The organism is Amycolatopsis lexingtonensis (genome assembly GCF_014873755.1).
In the GTDB taxonomy this organism is placed as follows: domain Bacteria; phylum Actinomycetota; class Actinomycetes; order Mycobacteriales; family Pseudonocardiaceae; genus Amycolatopsis; species Amycolatopsis lexingtonensis.
On sequence record NZ_JADBEG010000001.1, the window covers coordinates 3131426 to 3149812 of the forward strand.

Below are 18387 nucleotides of genomic sequence, written 5' to 3' on the forward strand. Positions count from 1 at the left end.
AGGTCGTCACGGCGTGGGCAGGGTCAGCGAGTTCACCGCGGCCCGCACGGCTTCGACGCGGTCGTCGTCCCAGCTGACTTCCGGGTCGGGCTCGAGGAAGGCTACGGCCGTGGCGGCGATGCCCAGCGCCGGCAGCGACCAGTCCGCGGTCTCGGACGCTCCGAAGGGGCGCGCCGAGACCCGGCGGCCGGCGATGTCCGGTGTGGACAGTGCCATCAGGATCAGGCCCCGTGCGGTGGCGCTGACCAGGATCGCCACCGTCTCGAACGTCGACCCCAGCTCGGGCCGCAGCCGGTAGCCGAACAACGCCGCGATGTGCTCCCAGGCCGCGGCGACCCGGGTGGCGAACCCGTGCTCGGAGCGGGCGAGGATCTCCTGGATCCGCTGCCGCAGCTCGCCTTCCGCGATGCTGAGGAACGTCGCGTGCAGGGCGAGGTAGGTCCGCCACCGGGCCGACCCGTAGAGGTCCTGGAAGTCCTGCAGCGCCGCCTGCCGGAACAGCTCGACCAGCAGCGCGTGCCGCCCCTCGGCGGTGCCGAGCCGGTCCCGGCGCTCGGCCACGACCTTCTTGATCAGGCCGATGATCGCGTCGGTGTCGGCCGCGCTCGGGACGGCGGCCTCGGCCAGCTCGGTCAACAGGTCGCTGAAGAACAGGTCCTTGTACGGCCAGCGGCGGTAGACGGCACTGCGCGCGACGTCGGCCTCGCGGATGATGTCCTCGAACCGCAGGTGGTCCAGGCTCACCGTCAGGCCCGTGCGGTCGACCATCGCCACCGCCGCGTCGAGCATCCGCCTGGCGGTCTCCTGGTCCGACAGCCGGCCGCGGCGGCGGCCCAGTCCGGTCGGCTCACGGCTCGGCTCGTTCACGTCCACTCCGAAGTTACTTTGGACTCTATGTCTCAAGTCTCATACCGGGTCAAGCTTACCCCAGTCCGAGGACCCGACCAAGGAGACGAACGATCATGTGGCCGTACTCTTCCGACCGCTTGCGAGCGATGTACCGCGGTGGCCGCGCGGACCGCACCGCCCGGCGCTTCTCCCGGCTGTGGGCCGCCGTCTTCAGCTGGGGCGTGCTGCCCCCGCGCTGGGTGACCCTCCAGGTGACCGGCCGCCGTTCCGGTCGGCCGACCCGGTTCCCGCTGGGCATGGCCGACTGGCACGGCGGCTGGTACCTGGTGCCGATGCTGGGCGAACGGTGCAACTGGGTGCACAACGTCCGCGCCGCCGACGGCCACGCCGTCCTCCACCGCCGGGGCCGCCATCCGTGCCGGCTCGTCGAGATCCCCGTCGCGGACCGCGGCCCGATCCTCCGCCGCTACCTCGAAACCGTGCCCGGCGCCCGCCCCCACCTGGCGATCAGCCCCGACGCGCCGGCCGCGGAGTTCGACGCCATCGCGGCCGACTACCCCGTCTTCCAAGTTCTTCCCGACCCCGCGCCCCAGCGCTGAAAGGACCGTTACCCATGATCACCACGACGTCCGAAACCGCCAGCAGACCGCCGCGCAAACGCCGCTGGCTCCGCCGCACCCTGATCGCCCTGGCCGCACTGGTCGTCCTGCTCGTGGCCGCGGTCGTCCTCTACGTCAAGCTCGCGCCGGTGCCCGCCCCCCTGGCCTTGCCCGCCACGACCAGCGCTCCCACCGGACCCCTCGCGGGCCAATGGGATGTCACGACCGGCTCCGCCGCGGGCTTCCGCATCCAGCAGACCGTTCTCTTCGTGAGCAACGACGTCGTCCAGCGCACCGGGTCCGTCGCCGGCAGCCTCACCATCGCCGACGACCAGGCCACCGCCGCCCGGTTCACCGTCGACCTCACCACCCTCACCACGAACGGCAAGCCGACGCCCCAGCTCGCCATCAGCCTCGACACGGCCCGGTACCCCGAGGCGCTCGTGACGCTGGCCGCGCCGCAGAAGGTCGACGCCACCTTCGCCTCCGGCGACGCCGTCACCGAAACGGTTGCGGGGCAACTGATGCTGCGCGGCCGGACTCATCCCGTCACGATCACGCTCACCGCCCGCCGGGACGGCGACCTGCTCCGCACTGCGGGGACGATTCCGGTGACGTTCGCCGACTGGGACATCCCCAGCCCGGCGGGCTACGGCCCCTTCGGCTCATTGGCCGACCACGGTATCGCCGAATTTTCCCTGGTCCTGCACCGCCATTGACGCACTTAGTGCAGCGCGACAGTCAGCAGCACGGCGCTGTCGGCGAGCGCGGTCAGCCCGTGCCGGTCCGGCGGGATGCGGGCGAGCTGGCCGCGTTCGAGGGTCCAGGCGTGGTCGTGGGTGTGCAGCCGCACGCGGCCGGTGACCACGTACAGGGTGGCGGCCGGCGGCGAGTCGTGCTCGGCCAGCTCGGCGCCGTCGGCGAGCGCGATGAGGGTCGCGCGCTGCATGGTTCCGGTGATGAGGGTCCGCGCGGCGCGGCGGGTGCCGTGCCCGCGGGCCTCGTCGATCAGCTCGCCGGCGACGGTGTCGACCTGGGTGACTTGCGGGTGGGTGGTCATTTCGCGGGTTCCTCCGTCCGTTCGGCCAGGCCGGTGCCGACGCGCCGCCGGACCGCCTCGATCGCGTCCCACTCGGCCGGGTCCAGCCGGCCGAGTGCCGTGGGGAAGACGCCGTCCTGCTCGGCGAGGATGTGCTCGCGGAGCAGGTGCAGCGCCGCCAGCAGCCGGTCCGGCCAGGCCGGGTCGGCGGGCGGGCCCCCGGCGGCCTCGCCGAGCACCGCCTCGATGACGCGGTGCTGGGCGGTCAGGTCGGCGACGTGGTCCGGGAACTCCGCCGCCATCGCCGGGAACAGGCCGTCCTCCTCGACCGCCGTGTGCGGGCCGAGGACCTGCGTGATCCGGGTGGCGAGGCCGGCCATCGCCGGGACGTCGCCGTCGGCGTGCGCGGCGCGGACGTGGCTGATCAGCGCGACGACTTCGTCGTGTTCGCGGGTCAGGTCCCGGATGGCGGTCAGGGCCTGGCAGCCGCAGTACTCACACATGCTGGTGCAGCGAGCGCCGCGCCACCGTGGCGGTGAACGCGAGGGCCGCCCCCGCGACCAGGGCCAGTGCGGCCAGGCCGAGCGCGTACGACCCCAGCTCGCCGTAGAGCGCGCCCATCACCAGCGGTGGGATGAACCCGCCGAGACCGCCCGCGGCACCGACGACGCCGGTGACCGAGCCGACCTTGTTCGCCGGGGCGAGCTGCGCGACGAGCGCGAACACCGCGCCGCTGCCGGCGCCGAGCGCGGCCGCCATGGCCAGGAACGCGATCGTGCCCAGCGGCATCAGGCCGGGGGTGAACGCCTGGACGGCGGCGGTCACGGCGACCACCGAGAAGACGCCGCCCAGCACCCGCACGGGGCCGAAGCGGTCGGACAGCCAGCCGCCGATCGGGCGCATCACCACGGCGAAGAGCACGAAGCCGGCCATGCGGTTGGCCGCGTCGGCCTGGGCGAGCCCGTAGCCGGCCTTCAAGTAGGCGGGCAGGTAAACGGAGAAGGCGACGTAGCCACCGAACGCGATGGCGTACAACGCCGAGGCCTGCCACGTCACCGGCAGCCGGAGGGTGTCGCGCATCCTTCGTGCCAGCGGCTCGGTCGGCACCGTGCGCCCCGGCGCGTCACGCAGGAACACGGCCGCGACGACCGCGTAGAGGGCCAAAACGACGGCGGTGATGACGAACGGCGTCGCGACGGCCCCCGCCTTCACCAGCGGAACCGTGGTCAGCGCGCTGATCGCGGTGCCGCCCATCCCGGCGCCGAAGACGCCGATCGCCAGCCCGCGCCGCTCGGGCGGGAACCAGGCGTTGACGAACGGGACCCCGACCGCGAACGCCGTGCCGCCGAGGCCGAGGAAGAACCCGCCGATCAGCAGCGCGGCCAGCGACGAGTGCCCGGCGAGGCCGAGGAACAGCACGGGCACGATGGTCAGGGCCGAGATCACCGGGAACATCACGCGTCCGCCGAACCGGTCGGTCAGCGCGCCCACCGGGATCCGCCCGAGGGAGCCGACCACCACGGGGACGGCGACCAAGAGGGCTTGCTGGAACGCGGTCAGCTTCAGGGAATCCTTGAAGAGCGGGCCGAGGGGGCTCAGCAGGGCCCACGCCCAGAAGTTCAGCGCGAACCCGGCGGTGGCCAGGCCCAGCATGAGCATCCGCCGTCCGGTCTTGACCGGGTGGTCTGGTGTCGAGGTCATCGGCCCAGCATCCGCGCTCCGCGATGCCCGGGACAGAGCCGAAGTCCTTCCGTCCGAGGACCAAGGTCCACAGTGCACTAGAGGACCGGAAAGGCCGCTGCGGCAACGCAAACGAGCCCGCCCAGCTCGACCAGGCCGATCCGGGCCGGGCGCCAGGAGGGGTCGTGCCACCAGAACGCCCGGACGGCCAAGAGGACGAACGGCACCACCAGCCACCCGTGCCCGGAAACCAGGTACACGACAACGGGCGAGGCGAGCGCGAAAGCCCGGGATGCCCGCGTGTAGGCCGGGTTGGCGCGTTCCCGGATCAGCGATTTCACGTGCAAGGTGGAGCCGACGAGCGCGAGGGCGGTGAGCACCGCGGCGGTCAGCACGGGCAGCGTCCCGATTTCGCCGTCGACCACGCCGGCCACGACCGGCACCAGCAGCACGCACTCGGCGATCAGCACCAGGCCGTTGGCCAGCGAGCGTTCCCGGCGCGCCCGTGCCAGCCGCAGGTTGACGACGAAGAGCAGGAGGTACGCGACCAGTACGCCGCCGAGCCAAAGGTGGGTGACCAGCAGCGGGACGCCGGCGGCGACGCAGATCGGGGTCCACAGCCGCGCCGCCTTGCGGAACCGCTCGGGCCGCCGGGCGGTGAGCAGGCCCGTCAGCGCCCAGCTGCACGGGTAGGCGGCCACCCAGGCGACCGCCAGCGGGACCAGCCAGAACGACCAGCCGGTGGCCGCGATGCCGAGGAGCAGCGGGAGCGCGAGAAATCCCCACGCGCCGTGCTGCCCGGGCAGCACCGGATCGCGACGGCGGGCCGGAGTCCGCGTGCTCACGAGCCGCGCTCCGCCGCCCGCGCGGCGACATCGGCGTCGCTGCAGAACCCGGTGCGGCGCCGCTTGAGGCACAGCAGCCCCACGAGGACGCCCTCGGCGTCGACCGCAGCCAGCCGCCGCTGCCCGCGGGCCAGCATGAGCTGCCGGGCGTCCGCGGCGGGCAGCTCCGCCGGGATCGTCCGGCCCGCCACGCGCGAGTGGACCAGAGCCGGCCCGTCGGCGACGCCGGCCAGGTCCTCGCGGGCCAGGGTGCCCAGCAGCCGTCCGGCTTCGGTGAGCAGGAGCAGGTGGACGTGGTCGTCCGTGAAGCAAGCGCGGGCCTGCGCGACGGAGGTGTCCACCGGCAGTGTCTTGGGCAGCCGGACGACCACGTCGCCGGCCGTCGGCTCACGCAACGCTCTTCCGCTCCGCGACGGCCCGGTCGCGCACGACGGCCGGAGCGGGGACCGGCACGGGCGGCGCACCCCGCCGGGCGCGGTAGACCACGTACGGGCGCCACAGGTAGGCCAGCGGTGCCGACCACACGTGGACCAGCCGCGTGAACGGCCACAGCGCCAGGAACAGGAACCCGCCGACCGCGTGCAGCTGGTAGACCAGTGGCGCTTCGATCATCAGGTGGCTCTGCGGCGAGAACCAGAAGACGCTCCGGAACCAGACCGCGATCGTCTCGCGGTAGTCGTAGCCCTCCCCCAGCAGGTTGGTGCCGACGGTGGCCGTCATCCCGAGCACCACCATCACGGCGAGTGCCATATAAAGAACTCTGTCCATTGTGGTCGTCGTCCGGCGGAGACGGCCCTTGACGAACCGGCGGGCGATCAGCAGCACCAGACCGGCGACCAGCATGACGCCGGTGATCGTGCCGCCCCACACCGCGGTGGCGTGGTAGAGGCTTTCCGGGATGCCCAGCGCCGCCGTCAGGGAGGCCGGCACCAGCAGGCCCATGGCGTGGCCGCCGATCACGCCGAACGCGCCGAGGTGGAACAGCGGCGAACCCCAGCGCAGGATGCGGCTCTCCAGCAACTGACTGGTGTGGGTGGTCCACCCGAACTGGTCCTTGCGCCACCGCCAGACGTGGCCGAGCACGAACACCGCGAGGCAGGCGTAGGGAATGACGATCCAGACGAACGTGCTCACGGGGCACTCTCCAAGGACGGGCACGAACCGGCACCGAACCCGATCGCGCCGGTGCCGTAGGGCGCGAGGCCGACCGATTCGACGGGCGGTCCGTCGACGGCGAGCGCCCGGATCGCCTCCCGGTCGGTATCGGTGAGCGGGCACAACGCGGCGACGACGGCTTCGAGCAAGTGGTGGTAGGGCGATCCGGCCTCGGCCAAGGCGACGCGGAGCAGTTCCAAGCCTTGGCGGTGCTGGCGCAGCGGCGCTTCGCCGTCACCCGGGCCGACGGCGGCGGCGAACTCGAGCACCACCGGCAGCAGGTCCGGCAGCTCCCCCTCGGCCAGGCGCAGGCCGTGGGCGCGGTAGCGCTGTTTGAGCGTGAGCAGGGCGATGCCGCGCTTGCGGGTGTCGCCGTGCAGGTAGTACGTCAAGTACAGGCCACAGCGGCGGCGCAGGTCGAACGTCCGCACGTAGTGGGCTTCGACCTCGATCGGGTCGGTCGTGAGGAACCAGCCGAGGAACGCCGTGAGCCGCTCGCGCACCTCGGCGTCGGTGATTTCGCCGACGGCGCCGCGCAGTTCCGCCGCCGCGCCGGACAACCGGCTGTCGGGGTAGGTGAGCAGCAACGACGCGAGGTCGAACAAGCGCGGCCGGTCTTCGGGGATCACGACTCGCCTCCCGCCGGGCCGATGGACAGGCCGAGCCGCCCGTCGGAGCGACGGCTGGCCAGGGCGCCCGGCTCCGTCATGCCCGGGCCACCGGCGCAGTCGAGTGAACAGTCCGAAGTGGACGCTGCGTGCGCTTCCAGTTCGGCGGCAGCCTTGCTGTATGCGGTGGGGATGACGTACCGCTCGTCGTACTTCGCGATCGCGAGCAGCCGGTACATCGCCTCGATCCGCTCCCCCGGCATGCCGACGGCTTCGCAGATCTCCTCGGCGACGGTGCCGTCGAGCGTCCGGGCTCGCATGTACGAGCGCATCGCGGCGAGCTTCATCAGCACCCCGGCCACGGCGTCGGCGTCGCCCGCGGTGAACAGCTCGGCCAGGTACTCCACCGGGATCCGCAGGTCGCGGATGGTGTGGAAGACGTCGTCGGCGTCGGTGTCGTCGCGCCCGGCCGCCCCGACGGCGTCCAGCACCGGCGAGAGCGGCGGGACGTACCAGACCATCGGCAGGGTGCGGTATTCCGGGTGCAGCGGCAGCGCGATCCGGTACTCGCTGATCAGCTGCCACACCGGCGACGCCTGCGCGGCGAGCACCCACTCCTCGGGCAGCCCGGCTTCGGTCGCCAGTCGCACGGTCTCGGGGTCGTTCGGGTCCAGGAACACGTCGCGCTGCGCGGCGAGCAGCTCGCGCTCGTCCTCGACCGAAGCGGCGGCGAGCACGGCGTCCTCGTCGTAGAAGACCAGCCCCAGGTACCGCAAGCGGCCGACGCAGGTCTCGGAGCAGATCGTGGGCTGCCCGGCTTCGATGCGCGGGAAGCAGAAGGTGCACTTCTCGGCCTTGCCGGTGGCGTGGTTGACGTAGACCTTCTTGTACGGGCAGGCACTCACGCACATCCGCCAGCCGCGGCAGCGGTCCTGGTCGACCAGGACGATGCCGTCCTCTTCACGCTTGTACATCGCGCCCGACGGGCACGCCGAGACGCACGCCGGGTTGAGGCAGTGTTCGCAGATGCGCGGCAGGTGGAACATGAACGTCTTCTCGAACTCGAACTTCACCCGCGCGGCCGCTTCCGGGTCCATCGCGGTGATGTTCGGGTCGGTGCCGGCCCGCTCGTGGGCGCCGCCGAGGCCGTCTTCCCAGTTGGCGCCCCACTCCAGGCTCATCGGCTCGCCGGTGAGCGCCGAGCGCGGCTGCTTGACGGGAGTGTCGGTCAGCCCGGCGGGCGCGTCGACGAGGACGTCCTTGTCGAAGGTCGCGGGCTCGTAGTAGTCCTCGAGCGTCGGCAGGTCGGGGTTGGCGAAGATCCGCGACAGCCGCTTCACGCGGCCGCCGGAGCGCAGCACAAGCCGGCCCTTGGCGTCGAGCCGCCAGCCGCCCTTCCAGCGGTCCTGGTCCTCGTAGTGCTTCGGGTAGCCGATGCCGGGTTTCGTCTCGACGTTGTTGAACCAGACGTATTCGGTGCCCTCACGGTTGGTCCACGTCTGCTTGCAGGTGACCGAACACGTGTGGCAGCCGATGCACTTGTCGAGGTTCATCACCATCGCCACTTGAGCGCGGATGCGCATGTCAGTACTCCACTTCCTGGCTGCGCCGCCGGATGACGGTGATCTCGTCGCGTTGGCTGCCGATGGGGCCGTAGTAGTTGAAGGCGTAGGTCAGCTGGGCGTGCCCGCCCGCGAGGTGCGTGGGCTTGACCAGCAGCCGGGTCATCGAGTTGTGGTAGCCGCCGCGCTTTCCCTTGCCCTGGCCGGATTTCTCGGTCTTCGGGACGTTCACCGTGCGCTCGGGCGAGTGGTACTGGAACACCGTGCCCTCGGGCATCCGGTGGCTGACCACCGCGCGCGCCACGACGACGCCGTTGCGGTTGACCGCTTCGATCCAGTCGTTGTCCGCGACGCCGATCTTCGCGGCGTCCTGGACGCTCATCCAGATCACCGGCCCGCCGCGCGAAAGCGCGAGCATCAGCTCGTTGTCGTGGTACATCGAGTGGATCGACCACTTCGCGTGCGGCGTGAGGAACCGGACGGTGACGCCGCCATCAGCAAGCTCGCCGGGCTTGCCGAAGTGGCGCGCCATGTTCAGCGGCGGCCGGTAGCCGGGCAGGTGCTCGCCCAGTTCGGCGACCCAGTCGTGCTCGACGAAGAAGTGCTGCCGCCCGGTAAGCGTGTGCCACGGCTTGTGCCGCTCGACGTTGATGGTGAACGGCGAGTACCGGCGGCCGCCCTTTTCCGAGCCGGACCACTCCGGGCTGGTGAACACCGGCTGTGGCGCCTGCTGGGTGGCCGCGTAGGTGACGTGGTCGGTCTCGTGGCCTTCGACGAGGTCGGTGAACGGCTGCCCGGTCCGCTTTTCCAGCTGCAGGAAGCCTTCGTGGGCGAGGCGGCCGTTGGTGGTGCCGGACAGGGCGAGGATCGCCTCGCACATCCGGTCCGCTGTGGACAGTGACGGCCGGTCCGCGAAGGGGCCGTGGCCGACGACGCCGTTCCGGTGGCGCAGGTACGCCAGCTCCGGGGTGACGTCGACGGTGATGCCCTTGGTCGTCGTGCCGAGCTTGTCCAGCAGCGGGCCGACCGCGCGCATCTTGGCGCCGATCAGGGTGTAGTCCCGCTCGACCTCGACGAGCTTCGGCATGGTCACGCCGGGGATCGGCTCGCACTCGCCGCGGCGCCAGTCACGCACCCGGCCCGACGGCGTCGCCAGCTCGTCGGGGGTGTCGTGCTGCAAGGGCGCGGCCAGCACGTCCCGGCGCGTGCCGAGGTGGGTGACCGCGTACTCGCTGACCTTGTCGGCGATGGCCAGGAAGGCGTCGTAGTCGGTGCGCACGTCGGCCGGCGGCGCGACCGCCGGGGAGAACGCGTGCACGAACGGGTGCATGTCGGTCGTGGAGATGTCGTGCTTTTCGTACCAGGTGGCCGCGGGCAGCACGATGTCGGAGTGCAGGCCGGTGTTGGTCATCCGGAAGTCGATCGTGGTGAGCAGGTCGAGCTTGCCGGTGGGCGCCTCGTCCCGCCACGCCACGTCACGCGGCCGCTCACCGGGCCCGCACTCCTCGGCCGAGGCCAGCGAGTCGACGCCGAGCAGGTGCTTCATGAAGAACTCGTTGCCCTTGCCGGACGAGCCGAGCAGGTTGGCCCGCCACAGGGTCAGGCAGCGCGGGAAGTTCGCGGGGTCGTCGGGGTCGTCGGCGACGGCCGTGAGCCGTCCCGCCTTCAGCTCGCCGACGATGTGCTCGGCGGTGCTCACCCCCGCCGCGGCGGCTTCGTCGGTCAGGTCGAGGGGGTTGCGGTCGAACGCCGGGTGCCCGGGCGACCAGCCCATCCGCTGCGCGGCCGCGACGGTGTCGGCGAAGGTCATCCCGGCCAGCCGGCCCTCCCCCAGCGGGGACGCCAGCTCGTCGGCGGGAACTTTCTCGTACCGCCACTGGTCGGTGTGCAGGTACCAGAACGGCGTGCTCGCCTGGTGGCGCATCGGGCGCTGCCAGTCGAAGGCGAAGCTCAGGTGCTGCTGGCCGGTGACCGGCCGGGCCTTCTCCTGGCCGACGTAGTGCGCCCAGCCACCGCCGTTGACGCCCTGGCAGCCGGTGAGGGTGACCAGCGCGATGAACGCGCGGTAGGTCATGTCGGAGTGGAACCACTGGTTCGCGCCCGCGCCCATGGCGATCAGGGACCGGCCGTGGCTGCGCTCGGCATTGCGGGCGAACTCGCGCCCGATCTTCGTGGCGAGCGCCGCGGGCACGCCGGTGATGCGCTCCTGCCAGGCCGGGGTGTTCGGGGCTTCGGCGTCGTCGTAGCCGGTCGGCCACTCGCCGGGCAGGCCGCCCCGGCGGACACCGTACTGGGCCATGACCAGGTCGAACACGCCGGTGACCAGGTGCTCGCCGACCCGGACGACCGGAACGCCGCGGCGCATCGTGGTGCCGCCCTCGGTCTCGCCGGCGTCGAAGCGGGCGAGGTCGACGGCGACCTGCCCGGTGGCGTGGTCCAGCACCCCGAGCGCCGGGACGACGGTGCCGAGGTCGAGGTTCCAGCGGCCCTCGCCCTCGGCGCCGTACCGGAACCCGAGCGAGCCGTTGGGCACGACGGGTCCGCCGGTGGCGTCGTCGAGCAGGACGGTCTTGTGCTCCGCGCTTTCGGTGGTGTCACCCAGGTCGGCGGCGGTGAGGAACCGGTCGCTGGTGTAGACGCCGGGCTCGCGCTCGCGCAGCGTGACCAGGAACGGCAGGTCGGTGTAGGAGCGCACGTAGTCGGTGAAGTACGGGACCTGGCGGTCGCGGAAGAACTCGGTGAGCACGACGTGGCCCATGGCCATCGCGAGCGCGCCGTCGGTGCCGGGGTGCGGGGCCAGCCAGTCGTCGGCGAACTTGACGTTGTCGGCGTAGTCGGGGCTGACCGCGACGACTTTGGTGCCGCGGTAGCGGGCCTCGGCGAGGAAGTGGGCGTCCGGGGTGCGGGTGACCGGGATGTTGGAGCCCCACATGATCAGGTAGGTCGCGTTCCACCAGTCGCCGGCCTCGGGGACGTCGGTCTGGTCGCCCCACACCTGCGGCGAGGCGACCGGCAGGTCGGCGTACCAGTCGTAGAACGAGAGCAGCGTCCCGCCGAGCAGCGCGTGGTAGCGGGTCCCGGCGGCGAAGGACGCCATCGACATGGCGGGGATCGGCGAGAACCCGACCACGCGGTCCGGCCCGAAGGTCTTGGTGGTGTACACGTGCGCGGCGGCCACCATCGCCGTCGCCTCGTCCAGCGTCGCCCGCACGAACCCGCCGCGGCCGCGCTGTCCCTTGTAGGCCTCGGCCTTGCGCGGGTCTTCGACGATGTCGGCCCAGGCCGCGACCGGGTCACCGAACCGCTTCAACCCCGCCCGGAACATGGTGAGCAGCGAGCCCCGCACGTAGGGGTGCCGGACCCGAGACGGCGAGTACTCGTACCAGGAGAACGACGCGCCGCGCGGGCAGCCGCGAGGTTCGTAGTCCGGGCTGTCCGGGCCGGTCGTGGGGTAGTCGGTGGCCTGGTGCTCCCAGGTGATGAGGTCGTCCTTGACGAAGACGTTCCACGAGCACGACCCGGTGCAGTTGACGCCGTGGGTGGAGCGCACGACCTTGTCGTAGCTCCACCGGTCGCGGTAGAAGGACTCCCAGGCGCCCGCGTCGATCTGGTGCAGGGTGCGCCCGTGGTCGCCGACGGTCTCCTTGGTCAGGAAGCGGCGGACGCCCAGTAGCGGTCCGTGCCCGGGAACGTGGTCGTTCGCCGGAACTGGTCGAGTGGACAAGGCGCGACTCCTCCGCGCGGACCGGCGCGGCGGCGAGCGCCCCGCCGCGACACCACCCTGGTGTCAGCCGCACGCGGTCCAGCTTCGGCGAAATCCCCGTGGCGATCGGCAGGCGAATGTCACGGGCCGAAGTGACCTTCGTCCTTCGTGGACGGCAGGAGGTCCGGTGGGCCCGGAGGCCGTCCCGGCCGGCAGTGTCTTGAATGAGTCATTCAGGTCTTCGGAGGTCCTGAATGACTCATTCAAGACGTCGGCGAAACCCGTTGCCAGGCGCACCGCCGCGCTTCAGTTGCGCTGCTCCGGCGGCACGTACTCGAACGTCGGGCCCGCCGTCGTCGTCCCGTCGCCGGTGGGCAGCTTCATCAACGCCTGTGCCTGCTTGCGCAGCGCGAACATCGTGCCGACCGCGTCCATCATCCCGCCCGGGCTGCCGTTGAACGCCTCCTCCAGCTGGAAGAGCAGCAGGCAGTACGTCTGGTTGAACTCCTCCTGCGCGACGCGGATCGGGCTGCCTGCCGGGTAGTCGGCGGTCCGCGGGTCGGGCCGCATCGGCAGCACACCGTCGAAGTCGACCGCGATCTGCTCGCCGGTCGGGCCGGACTGCGGGGTGTCGCCGGTCTGGTAGCGGCGGCCCACCTTCAGCTCCTGGAACCGGAAGTAGTGCGCGACCTCCTCCCGGTCGGGGTGGAAGACGTCACGGTCGCCGTCCCACACGTCGGTGCGCGCGGCGCCTTCGCCCTGCTCGACGATTTCCGCCAGCGCGGCCGACGCGGACTTCAGGTCGTGGACCGGGAGCACCTCGCCACCGCCGCCGCGGAGGTGGAGCTCGCCGATCTGGCGGGCCGGGTCGCCGGTGAACACCTGCTCCTCGCCCAGCTCGTCGCACAGCTTGCGCAGCCCCTGCTCGATCGCGGCGTAGAACTGCCCGATCGTGCGGTACTCGTCGGCCTGCGGCGGCGCGTCCGCCGACTCCGGCTGCTCGATGCGCAGGAACAGCTCCAGCGCCTCGGGGCCGAACGGGACCAGGTGGACGTGCACGGACCGGTCGCCGTGGGGCAGCGGGTGCGGGTACGGCGGCAGCAGCTCCGGCGTGTCGAGCTTCGGCTCGCCGCCGACGGCGTTGAGCAGGTTCGCGGCCAGGGCCAGGTGGATCATCTCCTCGGCGAGGACCGTGCCGACGACCTGGGTGGCTTCGGGGTTGCGCGCCGCGTCCAGCGAGTACAGCGCGCACAGGTACGGCGGGATCGTCGCGTGCTCGAGTTCGATCGCCCACTGCAGGTGGCGGCGGAGATCGTCGATCGTGTCGATGGCGTGGGCGCCACGGGTGTCCATGCGGTGCTCCGGTTCGTCAGGTGGGTGTCGCCAGGCAAGACCGGACGCCGTCGCGGTTTGTGACAGCCCGGGGCTGTCACAAACCGGGCGCCGGTCCGGTCCTTACTGGCGAACGACGTCCCGGAGCGGCCGGGACGCGGGAGGAGACACACCATGAAGATCGTCGTGATCGGCGGCAGCGGGCTGATCGGCTCGAAGCTCGTCCGGAAGCTGACCGCACACGGCCACGAAGCGGTCCCCGCGTCACCCGAATCGGGCGTGAACACGCTGACCGGCGAGGGGCTGGCCGAAGTGCTGGCGGGCGCCCAGGTCCTGGTCGACGTCTCGAACTCGCCGTCGTTCGCCGACGACGCCGTGCTGGACTTCTTCCGCACCTCCACCGGGAACCTCCTCGCCGCCGGGGAGAAGGCCGGGGTGGGCCATCACGTCGCGTTGTCGGTCGTCGGCACCGAGCGGCTCGCCGAAAGCGGTTACTTCCGCGCGAAGATCGCGCAGGAGAAGCTCATCAAGGAGTCCGGGCGGCCGTACTCGATCGTGCACGCCACGCAGTTCTTCGAGTTCGTGGGCAGCATCGCCCAGTCGGCGACCGAGGGGAACACCGTCCGCCTGTCGGACGCGCGCATCCAGCCGATGGCCGCCGACGACGTGGCCACCGCGGTCGGCCGGGTCGCCGCCGGCACCCCGCTGAACGGCACCGTCGAGGTGGCCGGTCCCGAGCAGTTCGGTCTCGACGAGCTGATCCGCACCGGGCTGGCCTTCCGCGGCGACCCGCGCGAGGTCGTCACCGACCCGGACGCGCGCTACTTCGGTGCCCTGCTGGACAAGGACATGCTCCTGCCCGGCCCCGGCGCGCAGCCGGCCGACACCCGGTTCGCCGACTGGCTGCCGCTCAACCCGCCGCCGGCCAAGTGAGCGTGACCGGCCGGCCGCCCCCGAGACCGTCCGGATCGTGGCCGCGAACGTGCGCGCCCTGCGGCGGGCGGTGCGGGACACCATGACCGAGCACGCCGGGGTGGTCCGCGACGAGACCGGCCTGGCCGCGCTGGAGAACCGGATGGGTGCCGTGGTTGTCCAGGACCTGGCGCACGCGTTCGGCCTCAAGGCCGCGGTGCCGGCCGCGCGGGCGGCCCTCGAGCGCCGGGGAGACACGGGCTACCACAATCTGGTCCGGGCACGGGAACCGATCTCGTAGAGTGGCTTGCGAGACGACGAGGGGACGTGGGGTGGCGGATTCCGGAGTGGGTGCCGAACTCGGCGACGTGGCCGGTCTCGAATCGGCCACGGCGGTGTTCACGCGGCTGCGGCCGCGCTTGTTCGGGATCGCCTACCGCATGCTGAGCAGCGTCACCGAGGCCGAGGACCTGGTGCAGGAGGTCTGGCTGCGGTGGCAGGCCTACGACCGGTCCACTGTGGCCAGTCCGGAGGCCTTCCTGGCGACCACCACCACCCGGCTGGCCATCAACGTCCTCCAGTCGGCGCGGAAACGGCGGGAGACCTACATCGGGCCGTGGCTGCCCGAGCCGGTCGACACCGGCGCGGACCCGTACCTGGGTGCCGAGCGCGGGGAAGCCCTGGAGTTCGCGGCCCTGCTGCTGATGGAGAAGCTCACCCCCGGCGAACGCGCGGCCTACGTGCTGCGGGAAGCCTTCGATTACTCCTACGCGGAAATCGCCGACATCCTCTCCTCGACCGACGCCGCGGTGCGCCAGCTCGTCAGCCGGGCCCGCAAGCACCTGAAGAGCGAGCGGCAGGCGTCGGTGCCCGCGGCCGAGCAGCGGGAGCTGCTGGCCACGTTCCTCGCCGCCGCGCGGTCCGGCGACATGGCCGAGCTGGAGCGGCTCTTCACGCCGGACGTCACCAGCCTGTCCGACGGCAACGGCCGCAAGGGCATCGCCCGCACGCCGGTCGTGGGCGCGGCGCGGGTGGCGAAGTTCCTGCACGCGATCTCCACCTGGTTCTGGGACGAGGTCGAGGTCCGCTGGACGGTCACGAACGGGCAGACGTCCGCCGTGCTCGTGCAGAACGGCGTCGTGTACGGCCTGCTCACGATCGGCGCCACCGCCGACGGCATCGACCAGGTGCTGTGGCTGGTCAACCCGGACAAGAACAAAGCGGTGTCGTCGGCGGGCTGAGCCGCCGGCGTCACCGCGCGAGAGAACGGGAGCACCGGGTGCGCGAATCCCGTGATCGGCACGACGACGTCGTCCGCAGGTTCGCCGACGCCTGCCGCCGGGCGGACGTCACGGGGCTCACCGCCGTCCTGGCCGCCGACGCCGTCGCGACGTGCGACGCCGGCGGGCACGTCCCCGGCCCGGCCGGCCCGGTCCACGGCCGGGCGGCGGTCGCCCGGCTGGTCGTGGCATCGCTGTGCGGGCGCCCCGGTGCGGTGCTGACGGTCGAGTCCGTCAACGGCCGCACCGGCCTCGCCCTGCGCCACACCTCCCGCCCGGTCGCGGTCGTCGGTGCCGAGACGGCCGGGTCCCGGATCACGACGCTGTGGATCGTGCTCAACCCGGCCAAGCTGGCCGGCTGGCACCGCGGGACCCCGGATACCGCCTAGAACCAAAGGTCTTGAATGAGTCATTCAGGACCTCCGAAGACCTGAATGACTCATTCAAGACGTTCGCACGCGCCGCCGGCCGTCAACGAACCTCGGACGCGCGACACTAGGACCCGGCAGCGGTGGAGTACATCCGGTTGAACCGCGGCGGCACGTAAGGCAGATACCGTCCCGGCCCGCCGTCGGCGGCCGTCGAGAGGTGGTTCATCGTCTCCGGTGCCGTGTCCGGCCAGTGCCCGCTCCGCAGGCGGGTCAGCATCCGGTCGATCGCCGCCTGCTGTTCGCCGGTCGTGTACGTGCAGTGTCCCGCAGTCTGCACGTACGTCTGCCGCAGCAGTGACGCGTTGCCCGCCCGCGCGACCAGCGTGCCGTAGGACTGCTGCTGGGCGACGGTCGAGATCTGGTCGCCGGTGCCGTTGACCGTGAGGACCGGGATCCGCAGGTCGCCGGTGAACACGATGCCGTGCTCGAGGTAGCGGACGGCGGCGGGATCGGCGGCCACGCGGGGTTCGGCGGCAAGCCGGCCGAGGTCGGCGCCCAGGTCGAGCCCGGCCCGCGCGTACAGCCGGCGTACGGCGTTCTGCTGTTCCGGCGCGGCCGTCGAGAGCTGGCGCGCGTAGTCGATGCCGGTGTTCCACGACGGGTTGCCGCCCGCCAGCTGCTCGATCGCGCGGCGGCTGCTCATCGCCTGCCCGAGGTACGGCAGCGGGCCGCCCGCGAGCGCGAGGAACATCCCCTGCTCGACGCCGTCCGCGTCGCGGGGGGCCGGGACCGGGGTCGGCGTGCCGTCGGCGGCCAGGCCCCAGCCCGGCACCTGGCCGATCGCCGCCGCGAGCGCGATCCGGGCCCGGCCCGCCGGGGTGGCCTGGGCCGACGTCATCGCCGAAACCCACTGCTGCTGAGTGCCGGGGACGTCGGCGGGGATGCTCGTGACCGGCAGGGCGGTGTCGCGGAAGAGCAACGTCTTGAGCGTGAAGACGGTGTCCAGCTTCTGGTTCCACTGCCCCACCGCGCCACCGAGGCCGCCGCACATCGGGACGGCCGCGTCGAAGCGGTCCGGGTGCACCTGGGCGACCCCGGCGGCGACCATGCCGCCCATCGAGCGGCCCTCGGCGATCGCGTACCGCGCCGGGCCGAACGCGGTTTCGAAGCGGCCGAGCGCTTCGGCCTGGTTGTCGATGGCTCGCGCGATGTTCCAGCCGGTGACCGTGCGCGTGGTGCCGCCCACCGCGTAGCCGTGCTTCAGCAGGCTCGCGGTCAGCCCGCTCGACAACCCGCCCGCGGCGAAGTCGAGGTCCACCAGCACGGTTCCGTTCCAGCCGGACGGCTTGGCGAAGCTGTACGGCGTGCCGTCGGCCAGCTGCCCGTCGGCGCAGCTCGCCGCGGCGGGACAGGCCGGGGCACCGTCCGCCGCGTGCGCGGCGGCGGGCAGGCCGGCGGCCAAGACGGCGACCACGGCCGGCAACGTCGTTCTGATACCCATTCGAACGCTCCTGTCAGAAGTTCTTGGCGGTGACGGTCCAGCCCGGCGTGGCGCAGAGACCGCAGCCCACGCCGAGGAAGTAGCCGCGCGCGGTCCGGTTTCCGTTGAGGGTGAAGTCGAACCAGTTCACGAGCACGCGCACCGCTTCCTCGCGAATGGCCGGGTCGGGATTGCCGTCCCGCTGGCCGTAGACGAACCCGGTGTGCCCGGCGGCGGGATTGGTCACCCGGACCGCGGGGACGGTGACGAGGTCGTAGTTGGCGCCGCTGTTCGCGTAGGCGACGTCGGCGGGGCCGCCATCGGCGAACAGGACGGGCGTGTGCAGCTTCCCCAGGTTTTCCCGGCCGTAGCCGAGGGTGCCGTCGGCGAAGAACCCGCTGTCGAGCGACAGCACCGACTTCACCCGCGGATCCGCGCCGGCGACGAGGGCCTCGATGCCGCCGCAGGAGTGCCCGGTGACGCCCATCCGGTGGGTGTCGAGCTTGTTCCGCAGCGCGCTCCCCCGGCGGTCGTTCTCCCGTTCCGCCCAGGTGAGCGCATCGGTGATCACCTTCGGCTGCGGGCTGCCGTTCTCGGTCAGGGCGGGCTCGTCGAACCCGCCGACGGCCACGACGACGAACCCGTGCGCGGCCAGCAGCGTCTCCAGCGTGAGCAGCTCGTCGTTGCTCGTGTGCCGGCACGCGCCGTTGCCGAACACCACGACCGGCAGCCGGCCGGGCACCCGGTCCGGGTCGGCGGGCCGGTAGACGGTGTACTCGGCGGCGTAGTCCCCCGTCCGGGCCGCGGGTTCGCGGACCACCGGGTGGAACACCGCGGCCGCGGGCGGCGCGGGTGGGGCCGCGACCTCCGCCTCGGGGGAACCGGGCACCGTCGCGGCGGTCACCGCGACGAGGGCGGTCACGGCGGCGACCAGGGCGGGCTTGAGCCAGGCGTGTCCCATCGAACGTCCTT

General features: G+C 72.0%; 19 protein-coding genes. 6 read left to right on the plus strand and 13 right to left on the minus strand.

Translation table 11 applies throughout. From position 1 onward, the window contains the following. Window positions 1–6: 6 nt before the first annotated feature. Window positions 7–867, minus strand: a complete 861-nt coding sequence (locus H4696_RS14240) for a hypothetical protein (RefSeq protein ID WP_211299765.1) — start codon at window positions 865–867, stop codon at window positions 7–9. 95 nt (window positions 868–962) lie between these two features. On the opposite strand from H4696_RS14240, the gene H4696_RS14245 reads away from it, so the two are divergent. Continuing rightward, a complete protein-coding gene (locus H4696_RS14245; protein ID WP_086863062.1) occupies window positions 963–1448 on the plus strand; it encodes a nitroreductase/quinone reductase family protein in 486 nt (161 codons plus the stop codon). A gap of 14 nt (window positions 1449–1462) precedes the next feature. Then, complete coding sequence (locus H4696_RS14250) at window positions 1463–2167, plus strand: YceI family protein (protein ID WP_086863061.1); 705 nt, start codon at window positions 1463–1465, stop codon at window positions 2165–2167. Window positions 2168–2172: 5 nt separating this feature from the next. Here H4696_RS14250 and H4696_RS14255 read toward each other — a convergent pair whose 3' ends face one another. The 10 genes from H4696_RS14255 to H4696_RS14300 form a co-directional block, all read right to left on the minus strand. Then, window positions 2173–2508, minus strand: coding sequence for a cupin domain-containing protein (locus H4696_RS14255; protein WP_086863060.1), 336 nt, complete (start codon window positions 2506–2508; stop codon window positions 2173–2175). Continuing rightward, window positions 2505–2990: a hemerythrin domain-containing protein gene (locus H4696_RS14260; RefSeq protein WP_086863059.1), complete on the minus strand. Its 486-nt coding sequence runs from the start codon at window positions 2988–2990 to the stop codon at window positions 2505–2507. The genes H4696_RS14255 and H4696_RS14260 overlap by 4 nt, the downstream gene beginning before the upstream one ends. Beyond that, window positions 2983–4188 (minus strand): MFS transporter, encoded by a 1206-nt coding sequence (locus tag H4696_RS14265; RefSeq protein WP_086863058.1) that lies wholly within the window; start codon window positions 4186–4188, stop codon window positions 2983–2985. The genes H4696_RS14260 and H4696_RS14265 overlap by 8 nt, the downstream gene beginning before the upstream one ends. A gap of 77 nt (window positions 4189–4265) precedes the next feature. Continuing rightward, window positions 4266–5012, minus strand: coding sequence for a YwiC-like family protein (locus H4696_RS14270; RefSeq protein ID WP_158104377.1), 747 nt, complete (start codon window positions 5010–5012; stop codon window positions 4266–4268). Further along, window positions 5009–5407, minus strand: a complete 399-nt coding sequence (locus H4696_RS14275) for a CBS domain-containing protein (protein WP_158104376.1) — start codon at window positions 5405–5407, stop codon at window positions 5009–5011. Before H4696_RS14275 ends, H4696_RS14270 begins: the two co-directional genes overlap by 4 nt. Next, complete coding sequence (narI, locus tag H4696_RS14280; protein ID WP_086863056.1) at window positions 5400–6146, minus strand: respiratory nitrate reductase subunit gamma; 747 nt, start codon at window positions 6144–6146, stop codon at window positions 5400–5402. The genes H4696_RS14275 and narI overlap by 8 nt, the downstream gene beginning before the upstream one ends. Beyond that, window positions 6143–6796, minus strand: a complete 654-nt coding sequence (narJ, locus tag H4696_RS14285; protein WP_086863055.1) for a nitrate reductase molybdenum cofactor assembly chaperone — start codon at window positions 6794–6796, stop codon at window positions 6143–6145. Before narJ ends, narI begins: the two co-directional genes overlap by 4 nt. Continuing rightward, window positions 6793–8358 (minus strand): nitrate reductase subunit beta, encoded by a 1566-nt coding sequence (narH, locus tag H4696_RS14290; protein ID WP_086863054.1) that lies wholly within the window; start codon window positions 8356–8358, stop codon window positions 6793–6795. The genes narJ and narH overlap by 4 nt, the downstream gene beginning before the upstream one ends. 1 nt (window position 8359) lies before the next feature. Continuing rightward, window positions 8360–12061 (minus strand): nitrate reductase subunit alpha, encoded by a 3702-nt coding sequence (locus tag H4696_RS14295; protein ID WP_086863053.1) that lies wholly within the window; start codon window positions 12059–12061, stop codon window positions 8360–8362. Window positions 12062–12346: 285 nt separating this feature from the next. Continuing rightward, the gene (locus H4696_RS14300; protein WP_086863052.1) at window positions 12347–13393 is read right to left on the minus strand and encodes a ferritin-like domain-containing protein; all 1047 of its coding nucleotides are present in this window, start codon (window positions 13391–13393) and stop codon (window positions 12347–12349) included. 153 nt (window positions 13394–13546) lie between these two features. Here H4696_RS14300 and H4696_RS14305 point away from each other — a divergent pair, with 153 nt between their 5' ends. Genes H4696_RS14305 through H4696_RS14320 form a run of 4 tightly spaced genes read left to right on the plus strand, consistent with a single transcriptional unit; the run spans window position 13547 to window position 15953 of the window. Next, window positions 13547–14305 carry an SDR family oxidoreductase gene (locus tag H4696_RS14305; RefSeq protein ID WP_086863051.1) on the plus strand — a complete coding sequence of 253 codons (759 nt, stop codon included), beginning with the start codon at window positions 13547–13549 and terminating at the stop codon, window positions 14303–14305. A gap of 37 nt (window positions 14306–14342) precedes the next feature. Further along, window positions 14343–14585, plus strand: coding sequence for a hypothetical protein (locus tag H4696_RS51230; protein ID WP_211299764.1), 243 nt, complete (start codon window positions 14343–14345; stop codon window positions 14583–14585). Window positions 14586–14616: 31 nt separating this feature from the next. Further along, a complete protein-coding gene (locus tag H4696_RS14315) occupies window positions 14617–15525 on the plus strand; it encodes an RNA polymerase sigma-70 factor (protein WP_249027130.1) in 909 nt (302 codons plus the stop codon). 38 nt (window positions 15526–15563) lie between these two features. Then, window positions 15564–15953: a nuclear transport factor 2 family protein gene (locus tag H4696_RS14320; RefSeq protein WP_143265262.1), complete on the plus strand. Its 390-nt coding sequence runs from the start codon at window positions 15564–15566 to the stop codon at window positions 15951–15953. 106 nt (window positions 15954–16059) lie between these two features. On the opposite strand, the gene H4696_RS14325 is transcribed toward H4696_RS14320, so the two are convergent. Together H4696_RS14325 and H4696_RS14330 are read right to left on the minus strand one after the other, a co-directional pair. After that, the gene (locus H4696_RS14325) at window positions 16060–17436 is read right to left on the minus strand and encodes an alpha/beta fold hydrolase (protein WP_086863049.1); all 1377 of its coding nucleotides are present in this window, start codon (window positions 17434–17436) and stop codon (window positions 16060–16062) included. A 13-nt stretch (window positions 17437–17449) separates the two neighbouring features. Then, complete coding sequence (locus H4696_RS14330; RefSeq protein WP_086863048.1) at window positions 17450–18376, minus strand: poly(ethylene terephthalate) hydrolase family protein; 927 nt, start codon at window positions 18374–18376, stop codon at window positions 17450–17452. Window positions 18377–18387: the final 11 nt, after the last annotated feature.